The sequence below is a fragment of the Faecalibacterium sp. Marseille-Q4164 genome (assembly GCF_017377545.1).
In the GTDB taxonomy this organism is placed as follows: domain Bacteria; phylum Bacillota; class Clostridia; order Oscillospirales; family Ruminococcaceae; genus Faecalibacterium; species Faecalibacterium duncaniae.
Window position 1 is genome coordinate 21,714 of sequence record NZ_JAFREJ010000004.1, and the last position, 15,658, is coordinate 37,371.

A 15,658-nucleotide genomic window follows, 5' to 3' on the forward strand; every position below is an offset into this window, starting at 1 on the left:
AACCAAGGAGGGTATATCTATGGATTCCGAAAAAGTCATCAAGCGGGACAACGAATATGTCCTGCACACCTATAACCGCAACCCCATTGCACTGGAAAAGGGCCACGGCCTGTATGCCGAGGGCCCCGAGGGCCAGAAGTATCTGGATTTCACCAGCGGCATCGGCGTGAACAGCCTGGGCTACTGCGACCTGACCTGGGCCGAGGCTGTCTCCGAGCAGGCCCACAAGCTGCAGCACACCTCCAACCTTTACTATACTGCCCCCTGCGGCAAGCTGGCCAAAAAGCTGTGCAAGCGCACCGGCATGAACAAGGTGTTCTTTGGAAATTCCGGTGCCGAGGCCAACGAGGGTGCCATCAAGGCTGCCCGCAAGTACAGCTTTGATCACTACGGCAAGGGCCGCGATGTTGTGATCACGCTGGTCAACAGCTTCCATGGCCGCACCATTGCCACCCTGACCGCCACCGGTCAGGAGGTGTTCCACAACTACTTCGGCCCCTTCAACGAGGGTTTTGTCTATACCACCGCCGGTGACATCGAAGGCCTCCGGGAACTGGTGGACCGCCATACCTGCGCCATTATGCTGGAGCTGATCCAGGGCGAGGGCGGCGTGATGGCGCTGGACCCTGAGTATGTGCAGGCTGTGCGCGCCCTCTGTGATGAAAAGGACCTTGTCCTCATCGTGGACGAGGTGCAGACCGGCGTGGGCCGCACCGGCACCTTCCTGTGCTGTGAGCACTACAACCTCAAGCCCGATATCGTCACGCTGGCCAAGGGCCTGGGCGGCGGCCTGCCCATCGGTGCCGTTCTGCTGAACGAAAAGACCGCCGAGGGCATGGGCCCCGGCAGCCACGGATCCACCTTTGGCGGCAACCCGGTGGTCTGCGCCGGTGCCAATGTGGTGGTGGATCGGATGGATCAGAGCTTCCTGGCCAATGTCAGTGAGCGGGCCGTCCAGCTGCGTGCTGGTCTGGCCAAGCTGCCCATGGTCAAGAACCTTTCCGGCATTGGCCTGATGGTGGGCATCGAGTTCTTTGGCGGCATCCAGGCCGCGGACGTGCTGGCTGCCTGCCGCGAAAAGGGCCTGCTGGTGCTCACGGCCAAGAGCCGCCTGCGTCTGCTGCCCCCGCTGACCCTGACCGCCCACGATGTGGAAAAGGCTCTGGGCATCCTGAACGAGGTGCTGACCGAGATGGAGCAGAAGGCTCCAAAGGAGCAGGCATGAAACATCTGCTGAAAATGAGCGACCTCTCCCCCGCTGAGCTCCACCACATCCTTGATGTGGCGGAGGAGCTCAAGGCAGAGCAGAAGGCCGGGACGACCCCGGCGCTGCTCAAGGGTAGGAGCGTGGCGCTGATGTTCTCCAAAAATTCCACCCGCACCCGCACCAGCTTTGAGGTGGGTGTCTACCAGCTGGGCGGTCTGGGCAATTACATGAACGCCGCCACCGAGCTGCAGTCCGGCCGGGGCGAGCCCCTCAAGGACACCGCCCGGGTGCTGGGCCGCTACTACGACTGCGTGGTCTGGCGCACCTACCGCCAGTGCGATCTGGAAGAGTTTGCCGAGCTGGCCGGTGTGCCCGTGATCAACGGCCTGACCGACTACGCCCATCCCTGCCAGGTGCTGGCCGACCTGATGACCATCCGGGAGCGCCGGGGCACGCTGGAGGGCCAGAAGCTCTGCTTCATCGGGGATGGCTGCAGCATGGCAAACAGCCTTATCGTGGGCGGCCTGCTGGCAGGGATGCGTGTGACCTGTGTCTGCCCCGAGGGCTACCGCCCTGCCGCCGACGTGCTGATGTTCGCCCACAAGTATGGCGAAAAGTTCCACCTGCTCACCGACCCCGCCGAGGGTGTGAAGGATGCCGATGTGGTGGTGACCGCCGCATGGAACACGGCCCCCGGCACCCCCGAAAGTGAGCGCCGTCTGCGGGACTTCGCGGGCTTTCAGGTGACCAGCAGGCTGATGGAGGGCGCAAAGCCCGATGCCATGCTCCTCCACTGCCTGCCTGCGCACCGGGGCGAGGAGATCTCCACCGCTGTCTTTGAAGAGCACGCCGACGAGATCTTTGACGAGGCCGAGAACCGTCTCCATGTGCAGAAAGCCGTGCTGGCCATCCTGCTGGCCGGTCTGTAAAAAACGAGAAAGAGCCCCGGAGCTGCATGGAAACTGCAGCTCCGGGGCTCTTATTGTTTCTCTCAGGGTCTGCAGCTCAGGCCGGGGCCCTCATCAGACACCAGAGTAGGCGGAGAAGCCGCCGTCAATGGGCAGGCAGATGCCGGTGATGAAGCCGGCAGCCTCGTTGTTCAGCAGGAACAGCAGGGCACCCACCAGATCCTTTTCGCTGTCGCCGAAGCGGCCCATGGGGGTGGCAGCCAGGATCTTTTCGGTGCGGGCGGTGGGGGTGCCGTCCTCGTTGTAGAGGAGCCGTGCGTTCTGCTCGCTGGCAAAGAAGCCCGGGGCAATGGCGTTGACCCGGATGCCCACCTTGCTGAAGTGCACTGCCAGCCACTGGGTGAAGTTGGTGACGGCAGCCTTGGAGCCGGAGTAGGCCGGGATCTTGGTCAGGGGCAGGTAGGCGTTCATGCTGGAGATGTTCATGATGTTGCAGCCGGGGCGGCCCACCATCTGCCGGGCAAAGGCCTGCGTGGGCAGCAGGGTGCCGATGAAGTTCAGGTTGAACACCATCTCCACGCCGCTCTCGTCCAGATCGAAGAAGGTCACGGTGTCATCGTCCAGATCCGCCATCTCGAAGAATTCCTTGTCGGTGTTGGCCCGGGGGTTGTTGCCGCCGGCACCGTTCACCAGAATGTCGCAGGGACCCAGATCCGCCATCACCTCCTCTGCCACCTGCAGGCAGTTGGCCTTGTTCATAACGTTGCAGGTGTAGCCCTTGGCAACGCCGCCTTCTGCCTCGATCGCATTGGCCAGCTCCTTCAGCTTCTCCATGTTGCGGCCCAGCAGAGCCACTTTGGCTCCTGCCCGGGCCAGAGCCTTGGCGAAAATGGAACAAAGGGTGCCGCTGGCACCGGTGACCACGGCAACCTTGCCGGACAGGTCGGTGTTCAGAACATTCTTTTCCACGAGGATACTCCTTTTTTGATCAGATGGTTGTGGTGATACGGATGATTATTTTCAGGCGGACAAGGCATCAGACCCTGCCAGCGCCCTTGTCCAGGATCTTATTGAACTGGAGGAAGAAGGTGGTGGCGGTCACGGTAGCGGCGATGATGTCACTGACGGGCTCGGCAAGGAACACGCCGAACACAGGGTTCGCGACCACATGGGGCAGGATGAAGATGAGGGGGATGAGCAGGATGAGCTTGCGCAGGCAGGCCAGCAGCAGGCTGACCTTGGCCTGACCCAGCGCCATAAAGCTCTGCTGGCAGGCGATCTGGACACCGGTGGAGAAGATGCCCGCCATGTAGATGCGCATGGCCCAGGTGGTGTAATCGATCAGGGAGGCATCCGAGGTGAAGATGCCAGCCACTGCACCGGGAACCAGCATCATCAGCAGCCAGAAGATGGTGGTGTAGCTCAGGCAGAGGGTCAGCTGGAAGCGGAATGCCTGCTTGACGCGGTCTTTCTTGCCTGCGCCGAAGTTGAAGCTCATCACCGGCTGGCCGCCCTGGCAGATGCCCGAGATGGGCATGGTGCACAGCTGGGAGGCGCTGGTGATCACGGTCATGGCACCCACGGCCACGTCACCGCCGTAGCGGGCCAGGCTGGAGCTGAAGCTGATGGACAGCAGGCTCTCGGTGGAGAGCATGACGAAGGTGGAAATGCCCAGTGCCAGCACGGGCATGATGATCTTCCCTTCCAGCTTCATGTCCTCTTTGCGGATCTTGAGGATGGTCTTGGGGCCGGTGAGGAAGCGGATGACCCAGATGGCACCCACTGCCTGGCTCAGCACGGTGGCAATGGCAGCACCCTTTACGCCCATGCCCAGCCCAAAGATGAGGATGGGGTCCAGCACAATGTTGATGACCGCGCCGATGACGGTGGTCAGCATACTGATCTTGGCAAAGCCCTGCGCGGTGATGAAGGTGTTCATGCCAAGCACGATCAGCACGCAGATGGTGCCCAGAATGTAGATGCGGCTGTAAGTCAGGGCGTAGGGCAGGGTGGTGTCACTGGCACCAAACAGCCGCAGCAGGGTGGGTGCGGCGGCGTAGAAGACGATGGTCAGGACGACCGAGAAGAGCAGCAGCATGGTAAAGCTGTTGCTGACGATCTTTTCTGCCTGCTTCTTGTCGCCCTGGCCCATGGCGATGGCGGTGCGGGGCGCACCGCCGGAGCCGATGAGCATGGCAAAGGCGTTCAGGAGCATCAGGATGGGGGTAAACAGGCCCACGCCGGTCAGAGCCGCTGCGCCGATCCCCGAGATGTGGCCGATGTAGATGCGGTCCACGATGTTGTACAGCAGGTTGACCACCTGCGCCACAACGGCGGGGATCATCAGCTGGAGCAGGAGCTTTTTCACGTCACCCGTGCCCATATCCTGCTGTTTTTTCTGCGTTTGTGCCATGGAAAGTGTCTCCTTTGGTTTGAGCGAGACGGAGAGGGCTGCCCTCAGAACGTCAGGCCGAAGTTCATCTCGTAGTAGTTGCCTGCGGCATCACGGTAGGCGTAAGCCTTGCCGTTCTTGTCCTTCATGCTGTCGGGCATGTAGGCATCCTTTGCAAAGCCGGGCACGTCGTTGGGGCTGATGCAGACACCGTCCGCGTTCACAGCCAGCACCTCGTCGCCCTTGGGCAGGGTCAGGGGCAGCTTGCCAACGGGAGCAAAGCGGCCGAACATCACATCCAGCGTTGCGGAGGGGTAGGTGTCAAAGCCGACGGTCAGAGCGTCGGAGACCTTCTCCACATTGCCGACCTCCCAGGCCAGCGGGCAGTTGATGTTGGAAACGACCTTGCCGCCGTGGGCGTGGACCGCAGCAGCGATACCGGCCAGACGGTTTGCGCCCACCAGAGTGGTCTCCTTGTGGGTCTCGGTGGTGGGCTTGCCGCTCTCGTCCACGTTGCAGACAGTCTTGTCCTCGCAGATGTCCAGCTCCAGGTAGCCCGGGGTGGCGTTGAAGTATGCACCGGACTGGGGGCTGACCATCAGCAGGGCCACCTGGGCCTCATCGGGAGTGTCCACCAGAGTGACATTGCCCAGCATCTCGCGCAGGGCCTTGGTGGCGGCCTCACCGGCCTCGGCGCTCTTGCCAAAGGCCTCAGCGTAGACCTTGGTGCCGTCCTTCAGGGGCAGGGTGACGTCGTTCTTCAGCAGGACAACGGACTCGCGGTGCACGCGGGAAGCTTCCTCCCAGTCGGCCTTGGTGGCAACGACCTCGGCGGCCTTCCTGGGGTCGGCGTAGGTGTCCTCGAACATGCCCTGACGGAACAGCTCGGTCAGGGTGCGGCTGACAGCGCGGTTCAGGCTGGCATCGGTCAGCACCAGATCTTCCTTCTTGAAGCCGGCGGGCACCGCGTGAGTGTCGTAGTAGTCGTTGGTGCCGCGGGCGTAGCTCTCCTCGCCCAGCTCGTTGTCCAGCAGGCCGGAGATCAGGTCCACGCCGCTCTGGGTGACTGCATAGCCGATGCGCTCGGGCTCGTCCAGCATGTCAACGCCCCAGCACATGTTGTGGACGATGCCGGTGTCGGAGTTGATGTAGCCTTTGAAGCCCATCTGGCCGCGCAGCAGGCCGTCGATGAACACCTTGTTGTAGGCAAAGCCGTAGGGCTGGAGCTCGATGGGGTTGCCGTTGAAGTCCTCCTGCGGAGCGCTCTTCTCAGCGCTGGGCTTGGAGTAGTAGGGCATGATGGACTCGGCATTGTGGCGGATGGCTGCACGGAATGCCGGGATGTGGTACTTCTGCAGGGAGCCGGGGGTGGCGTAGATATTCCACTGGCCTGCCGCATAGTGGGGGTCAAAGCCGTTCTCACGGGCACCGCCGCCGGGGAAGTGCTTCACGGTCATGGAAACACCCTCGGGGGTAACGCCGTTGCTGCCGCCCTGGATGCCGGGGATCAGGTGGTCGAAGATCTCCTCAATGAGCTCGGGGTCCTCGCCAAAGGTGCCGAAGGTGCGCTGCCAACGGGGGTCGGTGACGCAGTCGGCCATGTACATGTAGCCCTTCTTCAGGCCGCAGGCGTTCCACTCGCGGCGGATGGTATCAGCAAACTTGTCGATGATGTCGATGCGTGCGGTGCCCTTGACGGCAGCAGCAATGCCCAGGGTGCCGGGATAGGTGGCAAACACGCCGGTGGCATCGTTCATGCCGAACACGACCTCACCGTTCTCGTTGCGGCTGTTGGACATGACCTGCATGGGAACAAAGTGATCACAGGTCTCGGTCAGGTACTGCAGCTGGTTCAGGTAATCTGCCAGATCCTCGGGCGTGGGGCTCTCGCGCAGGATGACGTGGCGGTTGAAGCTCTTCTTGACCATGTCAGAGGTGCTGGGCAGGGACTGGGAGCCGAAGATGCTGTCGGAGACGTTCACGGGTGCCTCGTCCAGCAGGCCGCTTTCGTCCGCCACGGGCTTGTGGCCGTTGGCTGCCAGACGGGGGGAAGGATACTTGGGGCCCATGCGCCAGTCGGAGGTGAAGATCTGGCCGATCTTCTCGCTGGTGGTCAGAACCTTGACATAGGCCTCGGCGCGCTCAGCCGGGGTCAAGCGCCAGTCGTTGACTGCGCTGACGGTGCCGGTGCCGTCGATGTCCTTGAAATACAGGCCGTCCTGCTCGATGACCTTGCGCTCCACGGTGCTGATGGTGGGGCCGTTGGGGTTCTGGTAGCGCTTTACACGCTCGGATGCTTTCACTGCCATAGTGTTTTCTCCTTTTCTTTTGAACGCAGCGGCCCATGCCACAGAGCCGCAGATGCTATACCTATTATAATAGGCCGCCGCGCGGAACAACTAGAAAATTTTTTGGATATTTCCGCACTTTCCTTGTATTCTTTTTTTGCGCGCGGTTGGAATACAAGTCTTTTTTGTGGAATGTGCTGTACTAGCATCTTACAATCATGTGCAAAATGACGAACGCTGTTTTTTAAAACTGTTGATTTCGCCCAAGGAGAGTAAAATTGTCCTGTTTTCCCACAAAATTTTACTAACAGAAATTTGAGGGATAGTTCATAATGTATACATAAAAATCCCCCGGTTCGCGATGTGGCAGCCGCAGCCCACGGGGGACCGAATGAAAGGCCGGAGTGAGTGGCAGCACACCGGCCGCAGAATTGAAAGGAGAGCTTCTCTATGGCAAAGGTCAAACAGCCGCTTGAAGAAAACGGCATCCACAGAGCGAAAATGTGGGAGATCATGATGTACGCTCTGAACAACACCTCCACCAACACCTACATGATGGTGGTCGGTTACATCAGCTACTTCCTGATCGGTATCGTCGGTCTGGCATCCGTGCTGGCCGGTTCCATTGTTACCATCATGCGTATCTGGGACGGTGTCACCGACCCGTTCGTTGGTATGATGGTCGATAAGACCAACGGCAAGTTCGGCAAAAACCGTCCGTTCATTGTCATCGGTCAGATCATCATGTTCGTCACCACCTTCGTGATGTTCAACTTCATCCCCAAGATGGGCACTGGTGTCCGCTTTGTTGCGTTCATCATCATCTACATGATCTACATCCTGGGCTACACCTGCCAGTGCGTTGTCACCAAGTCTGCTCAGACCTGCCTGACCAACGATCCCAAGCAGCGCCCCATCTTCGCAATGTGCGATACCGTGTACAACATCATCCTGATGAACATTGTCATCCCTGTCATCGTTACCGACAGCCTGGTTCCCAAGTTCACCCTGACTGCTGAGAACAACGCTGCAGAGATCGCTTCTCTGGTGGCACAGAACCCCGCTCTGGCAGGCATCGTGGAGAAGTCCGGCGGCAGCCTGTCCGCTTTCTACAACCCCGGCCTGTTCACCACCATGCAGCTGATGTTCGGCGGCCTGTCTGCAGTGTTTGCAGTCTGCGCCATCATTGCTCTGTGGCGTAAGGATAACTCCAAGTACTTCGGTCTGGGCACCGCCCAGAAGGTCGGCGTGAAGGATTACGTTGACACCCTGGCTCACAACCGCGCCATCCAGATGCTGGTGGTCTCCGCATCTACGGATAAGCTGTTCATGTCCACCATGAGCAACTCCACTGTTATGATCTGCCTGTTCGGCATCATCTTCGGCAACTATGCCGCATTCTCCAGCTACTCTCAGATCACCTCTATCCCCATCGCTCTGATCTCCATCCTGCTGATGAACAAGATCGCACGTCAGATGGGCCAGAAGGCATCCATGATGACCGGTACCTATGGCGGCATTATCGGTTCTATCATCATCACCCTGTTCCTGGTCTTTGTGAACCCCAAGGGCGATGCTTCCAAGTTTGCGCTGCCTGAATTCCGTATCATCCGTCCCGACACCTGGGGCACCCTGTTCAACGGCTGGACTGCTACCGGCCTGATCTTCATCCTGCTGATCATCGCATGGCGTGGTGTGCAGGCTCTGTCCTCCTCCATCGTTATCACCATGACCGCTGACTGCGCCGACTACGAAGTCTACCGTACCGGCAAGTACGTCCCCGGCCTGATGGGTACCCTGTTCAGCTTTGTGGATAAGCTGGTCTCTTCTCTGGCAACCACTCTGGTGGCCCTGTTCTACTCCATGGCCGGCTTCAAGGACGCTCTGCCCGACACCCTGACTCCGTACTCTGACGGCATCTTCTGGGCAACCATCGGCTGCTTTGTCCTGCTGCCCATCGTTGGCTGGCTGTGCAACGTTGTTGCCATGCACTTCTATCCCCTGACCAAGGAGAAGATGGAAGAGATCCAGGCTGAGATCGGCCGCATCAAGGCTGAGGCTGCTGCAAAGCAGGCTTAATGCCAACCATCTCCCTGCGGAAATTTTGAATCCGGGACAGCGCCGCTGTCCTGCATCGTAACCGGAAATGTCCTGCGGCGGGCCATCCTCTGCCGCAGGACTTTCTGATACCCTGAGACCCGGAAGGAATACCACTATGGCAGAAGAAAACAAGCTGAACCAGACCCCTGAGATCACCCCGGCCCCCTCCGCTGAGGCCCCGGAAAAGGCCCCCACCACCGGCGAGCTGCTGGGCGATGTGGAGCACTACGACGAGGAAAAGGACGATTGGAGCACCGGTTATTACGGCACCGGCAGCCGCCAGCAGGTAACGGACGATGTGTTCCACAAGCTGGAGACCGGCGAGGAGCTGACCCGGGATGACTTTATCAAGGCGGAGCTGGCGCTGCAGGATGCCAAGCTGGAAGCCGGCATCGATCTTGAAAAGGAGAAGAGCCCGGGCCTCATTGGTAAGTATCACGATTGGAAAAAGAACCGCGTAAGGCACAAGGTGAACAAAAAGAAGTACCTTCTGCTCTGCCTGTTTCTGGGCTGGTGCGGCGGCCACCGCTACTATGAAAAGCGGTATGCGCTGGCGGCCTTCTACACCCTGTTCTTCTGGAGCGTGGTGCCCTTCTTCCTCTGCGTGACCGACCTTCTCATTGCACTGCCCATGCAGGCCGATGAGAACGGCGACATCCTGATCTGACATCTTCCTCTATTCATTCATTTACCTCCTAGCGCCAGAAAGGGCCTGCGGCATTTGCCGTGGGCCCTTTCTGGCGTTTGCAGGCCCGTTCTCCGGCGCAGAGCATAGTGGCAGCTAACTGGCGTTGTGCTATACTAGTATATCAATTGATTGTGCAATAAGCACAATAGAATTTTTCACATTAGTGAAACTTTTCTCATAATCGTAAAATTGACCTGTTTCACCTTAAAATATTACTAACAGATATATCAAAAAGCGTTCATAATATAGACATAAAGTTCCGGACGGGCTGGTACGCAGTGGCAGCTGTAAGCCCCATGGAGAAAACGGAGAATGTTCCTGTGTGAACAAAGGAGAGAATGAAATGGCAAAAACCAGAAGTCTGCCGGATAAGTTCTATGATAAGGACTATGAGCACAACGGCATCCACCGCGTTCCCCTGTGGCGTATCGCAGGCTACGCGCTGAACAACACCGCAACCAACGTTTATCTGATGATGATGAACTACGCTACCTACTACCTGATGGGCTGGGTCGGCGTTGGCATGATGGTCGCTTCTTCCCTGACCATGATGATGCGTATCTGGGACGGTGTCACTGACCCGTTCGTCGGCTTCATGGTCGATAAGACCAACGGCAAGTTCGGCAAGAACCGCCCGTTCATCGTGATCGGTCAGATCATCCTGTGCGTGACCAGCTACATCGCTTTCCATGTCACCCACAAGCTGCCTCAGGGCGTGCGCTTCCCCTTCTATGTGGTCGTTCTGATGGTCTACTACCTGGGCTACACCTGCCAGTGTGTTGTTACCAAGTCTGCACAGAGCTGCATGACCAATGACCCCAAGCAGCGCCCCATGTTCGCTTCCTTCGACGGCGTGTTCAACACCCTGCTGTTCGCCATTCTGGGCATCATCATCCCTCGTATTGCTGATGGCTACACCGATGTGGGCGGCTACGCTTCCACCCAGTTCATGCACACCCTGTGGCTGATGACCGCTATCATGTCCGCCTGCTTCACCGTGATCGCTGTGATCTCCATCACCCCCAAGGATCGTCCTGAGTTCTTCGGCACCGGCAAACCTGTCAAGGTCGGCCTGAAGGATTACTGGGATACCCTGAAGAACAACCGCGCCATTCAGATGCTGGTCCTGTCCGCATCTACCGATAAACTGGGCTCCTCTGCAAAGTCCAGCGCCGTCATGGTCGCCATGTTCGCCTGCATCGCCGGTTCCAACCTGCTGCAGAGTAACGTTACCGGTCTGGTCACCATCCCCAGCACCATCGTGTGCTTCCTGTTCATCAGCTTCTTTGCTACCAGACTGGGTCAGCGCAAGGCCATGCTGATCGGCTCTGTGGGTGGTCTGGTCATCAACGGCGCTCTGGCAGCCCTGTGGCTGCTGGGCGATCCCACCACCATGACCTCTAACCCCGCTACCGGTGCTCTGAACTGGGGCTACTTCCTGATCCTGTACCTCGTTCTGACCATCATCGCCGCTGGTTTCCAGGGCATTTCCGGCAACATCGTTATCCCCATGACCGCTGACTGCGCCGACTACGAAGTCTACCGTACCGGCAAGTACGTCCCCGGCCTGATGGGCACCCTGTTCAGCTTCGTGGATAAGCTGGTCTCCTCTTTCGCACCCATGGTCGCCGGTGTCATGTTCAGCATGTGCGGCTACACCGACCACAACCCCGTTATGGGTGACCCTGTTACCCCGGGCCTGCGCGGCGGCGTTGTCTTCTGCGCATACGGCATGATCATGATCGGCCTGGTCTGCAACCTGATCGCTATGAAGTTCTATCCCCTGACCAAGGAGAAGATGGAAGAGATCCAGGATGAGGTCGCTCAGATCAAGATGAAGGCCATGGCTGAGAACGCCTAATTGGTACTTGCAATTTTCTGCGGAAACCTGTAAAATCAAATAGGAAAACCGCTCGCCCTTGCGGCGGGCGGTTTTCTGCTTTTGGAACAAAATTCAAACAAGAGGTACATCGTAAATGGAAGAAAAGACACAGTGGGTAAAGGACCCGGATCATGGGTTCATCTGGAACACCATCGACCACCTGTTATACTGGAGAGAACACCGTGAAAAGCACTGTGTCAGCCGTAAGAAGTATATGCGCCTGTGCATTCTGGGTGCGTTTGGTGCGCACCAGTTCTATGCCAAGCGCCCGGTGCTGGGCCTGCTGTATCTGGCAACCTTCTGGAGTGGTTTCTCTGCCGCTATGACCATCGTGGACTTCATCATTGCCGTGCCCATGAAACCGGACGAGAACGGCAACATCTGGCTGTAAAAAGCCCTCTGGCGGCCTGCTGGGCCGGAAAGGAAAACACCCTATGGATAATGTCATGCAGTTTCTGTTCAACACCAACCACGAGCAGCCCAGCATCCTGGTCTGGATCCTGCTGATCGTGATCGCGGTCGTGATTCCCAATTACGTCAGATATCGGATGGAGCAGAAGCGCTCCAATGATTCTGTTCCCACCCAGAACCCTGCCCGCTCTGCCCAGCGCAAGAAGAAGCGCAGCAAGAAGCGCTGAGCCGCAGGCTGGGGCAGCATGGTAAAGATGCTTTGATATTTCATGATCTCCCATAACCGAAAGGGCCTTGCAGCAAATGCCGCAGGGCCCTTTTGGTTTGCCAGCGTGTGTGGAGATGAGGAAACGAAAACCGCCCCGGCAGGGCTGCTTTGTGCAGTGCCGGGGCGGTTCGTTCGTTTTTGGTGTTCAGATGCAGGAAGTACTTACTTCTTGATCTTGATCAGCTGTGCGTTCAGGCTCTCGATAAAGCCGTCGGGCATGTTGATCATCTTAGCCATAGCCTCAGGGGTCATGCGCTTCATCATATCCCACATGCCAACGCCGGGCTTGATGTCAAAGTTGGTGGCCAGCTTGACAGCCCTGGTGGCGAGAGCCAGAGCCTCTTCGTTCTTGGAGAGCTCCTCCATGCTGTCCTTGATGCTGTAATAGCCCTCGGGGAACTCCATCGGAGCCTTCAGATCCAGGCTGCCGACCTGCTTGAACCAGTTGGCAACGCCCTCCTGACGCTCGTTGAACTCAGGCAGAGTGTAGCAATCAGGCTCCTTCTCGACCTTTTCCAGCGTGATGGAATCCTTCACGTCACCGGCAACGGCCAGGATGGTGTTGAAGCCCTCTTCCAGAGCAACGTTGAACTTGAACACGCGGTGCGCGGTCTGCTGGCCGACTTCCTTGCCGTTGACGTACAGCACAACGGTGTCCTGGTTGGAGTAGACCTTGATCTCGGTGGTCTCGCCTGCGCGCTGTGCATGGCGGCGGCCAGCGATGTGGACCATGGGCTGCTTGGACCAGTATGCCTGGTAGACAAAGTAGCTGTCCTTCTTGGTCTTGCGGTCAATGGTCATCAGGCCCTTGTTGTTGCGGCCTGCAACGCCGCCCTCGTTGCGGGCAGCACAGCCAAAGTCGAACATGTTCCAGCAGTGGGTAGCCCACACCCAGGGACGATCCTCGAACACCTGAGCCAGATGCTCGTGGTACAGTGCCTGATACTCCTCGGTGTAGTCCTTGCACTGGGGATCGTTGCTGTGCCAGTTGATGATGCCCTCGGTGCCGTACTCGGAGATGCCGATGCAGATGTCGGGGTGCTCGGCGTGGAACTTGTCCAGCCAGGGGCCGTTCTGCTCCATCTTGCCGCCGTACCAGCCGAAGTAGTGGTTGTAGCTCTCTACATCGGTAATGTGATGCATGGGGCCGTCAACAGGGGTGTTGGAGACGTGGGCAATGGTGGTGAGACGGGTGGGATCCAGCTCACGCACCAGCTTCTGCAGGTCGTGGTGGTTGTCCACCAGCTCCTGGCAGATGCCGCCGATCAGGATCTCGTTGGACAGGCCCCAGAACATGATGGAGGGGTGGTTGTAGTTCTGGATGATCAGTTCGGTCATCTGGTGACGGCAGTTCTGGTGAGCGGAGGGGTCCTTCTTAAAGACGCTGATGAAGGGGATCTCAGCCCAGACGGCGAAGCCCAGCTCGTCACATGCGTCGTAGAAGTCCTGGCTGTGCTGATAGTGGGCCAGACGGATGGTGTTGGCACCCAGCTCCTTGATGAGCATGGCATCCTCGTAGTGATCCTCAGCGGTCAGGGCGTTGCCCTTGTACAGACGATCCTGATGGCGAGCCACGCCGCGCAGCGGGGTGGGCACGCCGTTGATAGAGAAGCCGTCGTTCGGGGTCACAGTATAGCTGCGGACACCCACGTTGGCGTAGATCTCATCAAAGGTCTCGTTGTTCTTCTGCAGGCGGGCGGTCACGGTGTACAGGTTGGGCTCGTCCATGCTCCACAGCTGGGCATCGGGAACGTACAGGGTGACCTTGGTGCTGTCGCAGGGGCGCACGCCGGAAGCAACTTCGTTGCCGTAGCAGTCCTCGATGCTGTACATCACGGTATAGGCCTCTTCGCCGTTGGTGACCCAGCTCTCGATCTCAAAGGTGGCACCGCCGTCCTCGGTGGGCTTGGGGGTGACCTTGATGCCGGGGCCGCCGAAGTAGTCCAGGTCAAAGTGGGTGCCGGGCACGCTGATCAGGTTCACGCCGCGGTACAGGCCGCCGTAGAAGGTGAAGTCGGCGGAAGCGGGGTACATGGAGGGGGTGTCCTCGTTAGAGACCTCGATGGTCAGCTCGTTGTCGCCTTCGTGGCACAGGTCGGTGACATCGGCACGGAAGATGGAGAAGCCGCCCTCGTGGGTGGTTGCCACCTGGCCGTTGACCTTCACGGTTGCGGCCAGAGCAGCTGCCAGCACCTCAACGTAGGTGCGGCCGCCAGCCAGAGGCTGCTTGGGCTGGGTAAAGGTGCGGGTGTAGACACCGGTGGTGCGCAGATAGCTGCCGTTGCCGTCCATGCCGTCCACAGCATTCCAGGTGTGGGGCAGGGTGACCTGCTCGGTGGGACGCTCGCCCTTGGGGAAGGACAGGGTCCAGTTTTCGTTCAAGGAAATGATCTCTCTCATCGATACTGCTCCTTCTGATTTTCTTCTTTGTTTCGGCGGCCTGCATGGCAGAAGAAATGCCGGAAACAGGCCGGTTGTTGATTTCAGTATAGCACAACAGAGGGGGGGAGGGTTTGTACAATCTTTTGGCAAAATAGTAATATTTTGTGAAAATTCAGACGATGATTCCATGATTTTACAATCTTGCCCTTGGAAATGACAGCACAGCATGAAAAAGATGCCCTGAAGCAGAGAGGAAAAGGAGGTTGTACCTCTCCGCAGAGGGCGGCAGCGGCTTCCGCTCATCCCTGACCAGAAGGCCTCTTTGGCGCTGTGGGCTCCTCCGGCAGAAAGTGTTGACGGAACGGCGGCTTTTTGCTATAATTATATAGCTATGAATATGGAGATGTATCGAAGTGGTCGTAACGAGAACGACTCGAAATCGTTTTGTCCTTAACCGGGCACGTGGGTTCGAATCCCACCATCTCCGCCAATAAAAGGCACCGGCTTAGGCTGGTGCCTTTTTTGCGGCAAAGATGGTGCGGATGAGAACAGGGCGGCGATTTTCGATGTGCAGCACAAATCCATCAGCCTCCCAAAAGCGCCCATCCAACAGAACTTCGCCCTGAAATATAATCCGGCGGAGCTTCTGTGCAGCGTCGGTCACCTCAACGGTGCAAAAGCGCTGCAAGTAGCTGCAAATAGCGGTGGCGTGGGAGACGACAAGGGCGTTCTGCCCCTCCGGGAGCGAATCCAGCAGTTCGTGGATGCAGTCTGCCATCCGGGCGCTGACCTCACGGAAGGACTCGCCGTCCGGATTTTTGAAGTCTGGGTCTTCGTATTGGCGTTTCCAGAACGAAGCGTCCTGCCCGGTCGTGTCGCCGGTGCGGCGCTCGGCAAGGCGGGTGTCCTGCCGGACGGGAAGCCCCAGCAGCTGTGCGGTCTGGAGCGCACGCAGCGAAGGGGACGACCAGACGAGCGAGACCGTGCGGAAAGCGTCATTTTGAAAGACTGCGGCGGCCCGCTGAAGACCTTCGGCAGAAAGGCCGGGGTCGGGGCTGGAACCGCCGCGCTCCGGGATGGAATGGCGCAGGAGAAGAAGGGTTGTCATGAAAGCCTCCGATTAAAAAAGTGA

Annotated in this window: 12 protein-coding genes and 1 tRNA gene; 8 read left to right on the top strand and 5 right to left on the bottom strand. The window is 58.6% G+C overall.

Translation table 11 applies throughout. The features are described 5' to 3' along the window. The first annotated feature begins 19 nt into the window (after positions 1–19). A complete protein-coding gene (locus tag J3352_RS06150) occupies positions 20–1,225 on the top strand; it encodes an acetylornithine/succinylornithine family transaminase (protein ID WP_035393208.1) in 1,206 nt (401 codons plus the stop codon). After that, positions 1,222–2,136, top strand: coding sequence for an ornithine carbamoyltransferase (gene argF, locus J3352_RS06155; protein WP_005928855.1), 915 nt, complete (start codon positions 1,222–1,224; stop codon positions 2,134–2,136). Before J3352_RS06150 ends, argF begins: the two co-directional genes overlap by 4 nt. A gap of 93 nt (positions 2,137–2,229) precedes the next feature. Here argF and J3352_RS06160 read toward each other — a convergent pair whose 3' ends face one another. From J3352_RS06160 to J3352_RS06170, 3 genes are all read right to left on the bottom strand, one after another. After that, positions 2,230–3,084, bottom strand: a complete 855-nt coding sequence (locus J3352_RS06160; protein ID WP_005928852.1) for an SDR family oxidoreductase — start codon at positions 3,082–3,084, stop codon at positions 2,230–2,232. A gap of 67 nt (positions 3,085–3,151) precedes the next feature. Then, a complete protein-coding gene (locus tag J3352_RS06165) occupies positions 3,152–4,528 on the bottom strand; it encodes an MATE family efflux transporter (RefSeq protein ID WP_005928849.1) in 1,377 nt (458 codons plus the stop codon). Positions 4,529–4,572: 44 nt separating this feature from the next. Further along, on the bottom strand, positions 4,573–6,816 hold the full coding sequence (locus J3352_RS06170; protein ID WP_156066299.1) for a glycoside hydrolase family 3 N-terminal domain-containing protein: 2,244 nt from the start codon (positions 6,814–6,816) through the stop codon (positions 4,573–4,575). 429 nt (positions 6,817–7,245) lie between these two features. On the opposite strand from J3352_RS06170, the gene J3352_RS06175 reads away from it, so the two are divergent. The 5 genes from J3352_RS06175 to J3352_RS06195 all read left to right on the top strand — a co-directional run bounded on the left by J3352_RS06175 (position 7,246) and on the right by J3352_RS06195 (position 12,103). Further along, a complete protein-coding gene (locus J3352_RS06175) occupies positions 7,246–8,874 on the top strand; it encodes an MFS transporter (protein WP_156066301.1) in 1,629 nt (542 codons plus the stop codon). 136 nt (positions 8,875–9,010) lie between these two features. Beyond that, a complete protein-coding gene (locus tag J3352_RS06180; protein WP_181967553.1) occupies positions 9,011–9,562 on the top strand; it encodes a TM2 domain-containing protein in 552 nt (183 codons plus the stop codon). 364 nt (positions 9,563–9,926) lie between these two features. Continuing rightward, positions 9,927–11,444 carry an MFS transporter gene (locus tag J3352_RS06185; protein WP_156066303.1) on the top strand — a complete coding sequence of 506 codons (1,518 nt, stop codon included), beginning with the start codon at positions 9,927–9,929 and terminating at the stop codon, positions 11,442–11,444. Positions 11,445–11,559: 115 nt separating this feature from the next. Further along, positions 11,560–11,856, top strand: a complete 297-nt coding sequence (locus tag J3352_RS06190) for a TM2 domain-containing protein (RefSeq protein ID WP_005928832.1) — start codon at positions 11,560–11,562, stop codon at positions 11,854–11,856. Between the two features lie 43 nt (positions 11,857–11,899). Continuing rightward, complete coding sequence (locus tag J3352_RS06195; protein WP_156066305.1) at positions 11,900–12,103, top strand: hypothetical protein; 204 nt, start codon at positions 11,900–11,902, stop codon at positions 12,101–12,103. A gap of 203 nt (positions 12,104–12,306) precedes the next feature. Here the strand turns inward: J3352_RS06195 and J3352_RS06200 are convergent, their stop codons facing one another. Continuing rightward, positions 12,307–14,544: a glycoside hydrolase family 2 protein gene (locus J3352_RS06200; RefSeq protein WP_097773041.1), complete on the bottom strand. Its 2,238-nt coding sequence runs from the start codon at positions 14,542–14,544 to the stop codon at positions 12,307–12,309. A 381-nt stretch (positions 14,545–14,925) separates the two neighbouring features. On the opposite strand from J3352_RS06200, the gene J3352_RS06205 reads away from it, so the two are divergent. Further along, positions 14,926–15,016, top strand: a tRNA-Ser gene (locus J3352_RS06205). 15 nt (positions 15,017–15,031) lie between these two features. Here J3352_RS06205 and J3352_RS06210 read toward each other — a convergent pair. Beyond that, positions 15,032–15,634 (bottom strand): histidine phosphatase family protein, encoded by a 603-nt coding sequence (locus J3352_RS06210; RefSeq protein ID WP_156066307.1) that lies wholly within the window; start codon positions 15,632–15,634, stop codon positions 15,032–15,034. Positions 15,635–15,658: the final 24 nt, after the last annotated feature.

Coding starts and splice junctions, on each gene's coding strand:
- J3352_RS06150 (WP_035393208.1), top strand. CDS start 20: ATGGATTCCGAAAAAGTCATCAAGCGGGACAACGAATATGTCCTGCAC.
- argF (WP_005928855.1), top strand. CDS start 1,222: ATGAAACATCTGCTGAAAATGAGCGACCTCTCCCCCGCTGAGCTCCAC.
- J3352_RS06165 (WP_005928849.1), bottom strand. CDS start 4,528: ATGGCACAAACGCAGAAAAAACAGCAGGATATGGGCACGGGTGACGTG.
- J3352_RS06170 (WP_156066299.1), bottom strand. CDS start 6,816: ATGGCAGTGAAAGCATCCGAGCGTGTAAAGCGCTACCAGAACCCCAAC.
- J3352_RS06175 (WP_156066301.1), top strand. CDS start 7,246: ATGGCAAAGGTCAAACAGCCGCTTGAAGAAAACGGCATCCACAGAGCG.
- J3352_RS06180 (WP_181967553.1), top strand. CDS start 9,011: ATGGCAGAAGAAAACAAGCTGAACCAGACCCCTGAGATCACCCCGGCC.
- J3352_RS06185 (WP_156066303.1), top strand. CDS start 9,927: ATGGCAAAAACCAGAAGTCTGCCGGATAAGTTCTATGATAAGGACTAT.
- J3352_RS06190 (WP_005928832.1), top strand. CDS start 11,560: ATGGAAGAAAAGACACAGTGGGTAAAGGACCCGGATCATGGGTTCATC.
- J3352_RS06195 (WP_156066305.1), top strand. CDS start 11,900: ATGGATAATGTCATGCAGTTTCTGTTCAACACCAACCACGAGCAGCCC.
- J3352_RS06200 (WP_097773041.1), bottom strand. CDS start 14,544: ATGAGAGAGATCATTTCCTTGAACGAAAACTGGACCCTGTCCTTCCCC.
- J3352_RS06210 (WP_156066307.1), bottom strand. CDS start 15,634: ATGACAACCCTTCTTCTCCTGCGCCATTCCATCCCGGAGCGCGGCGGT.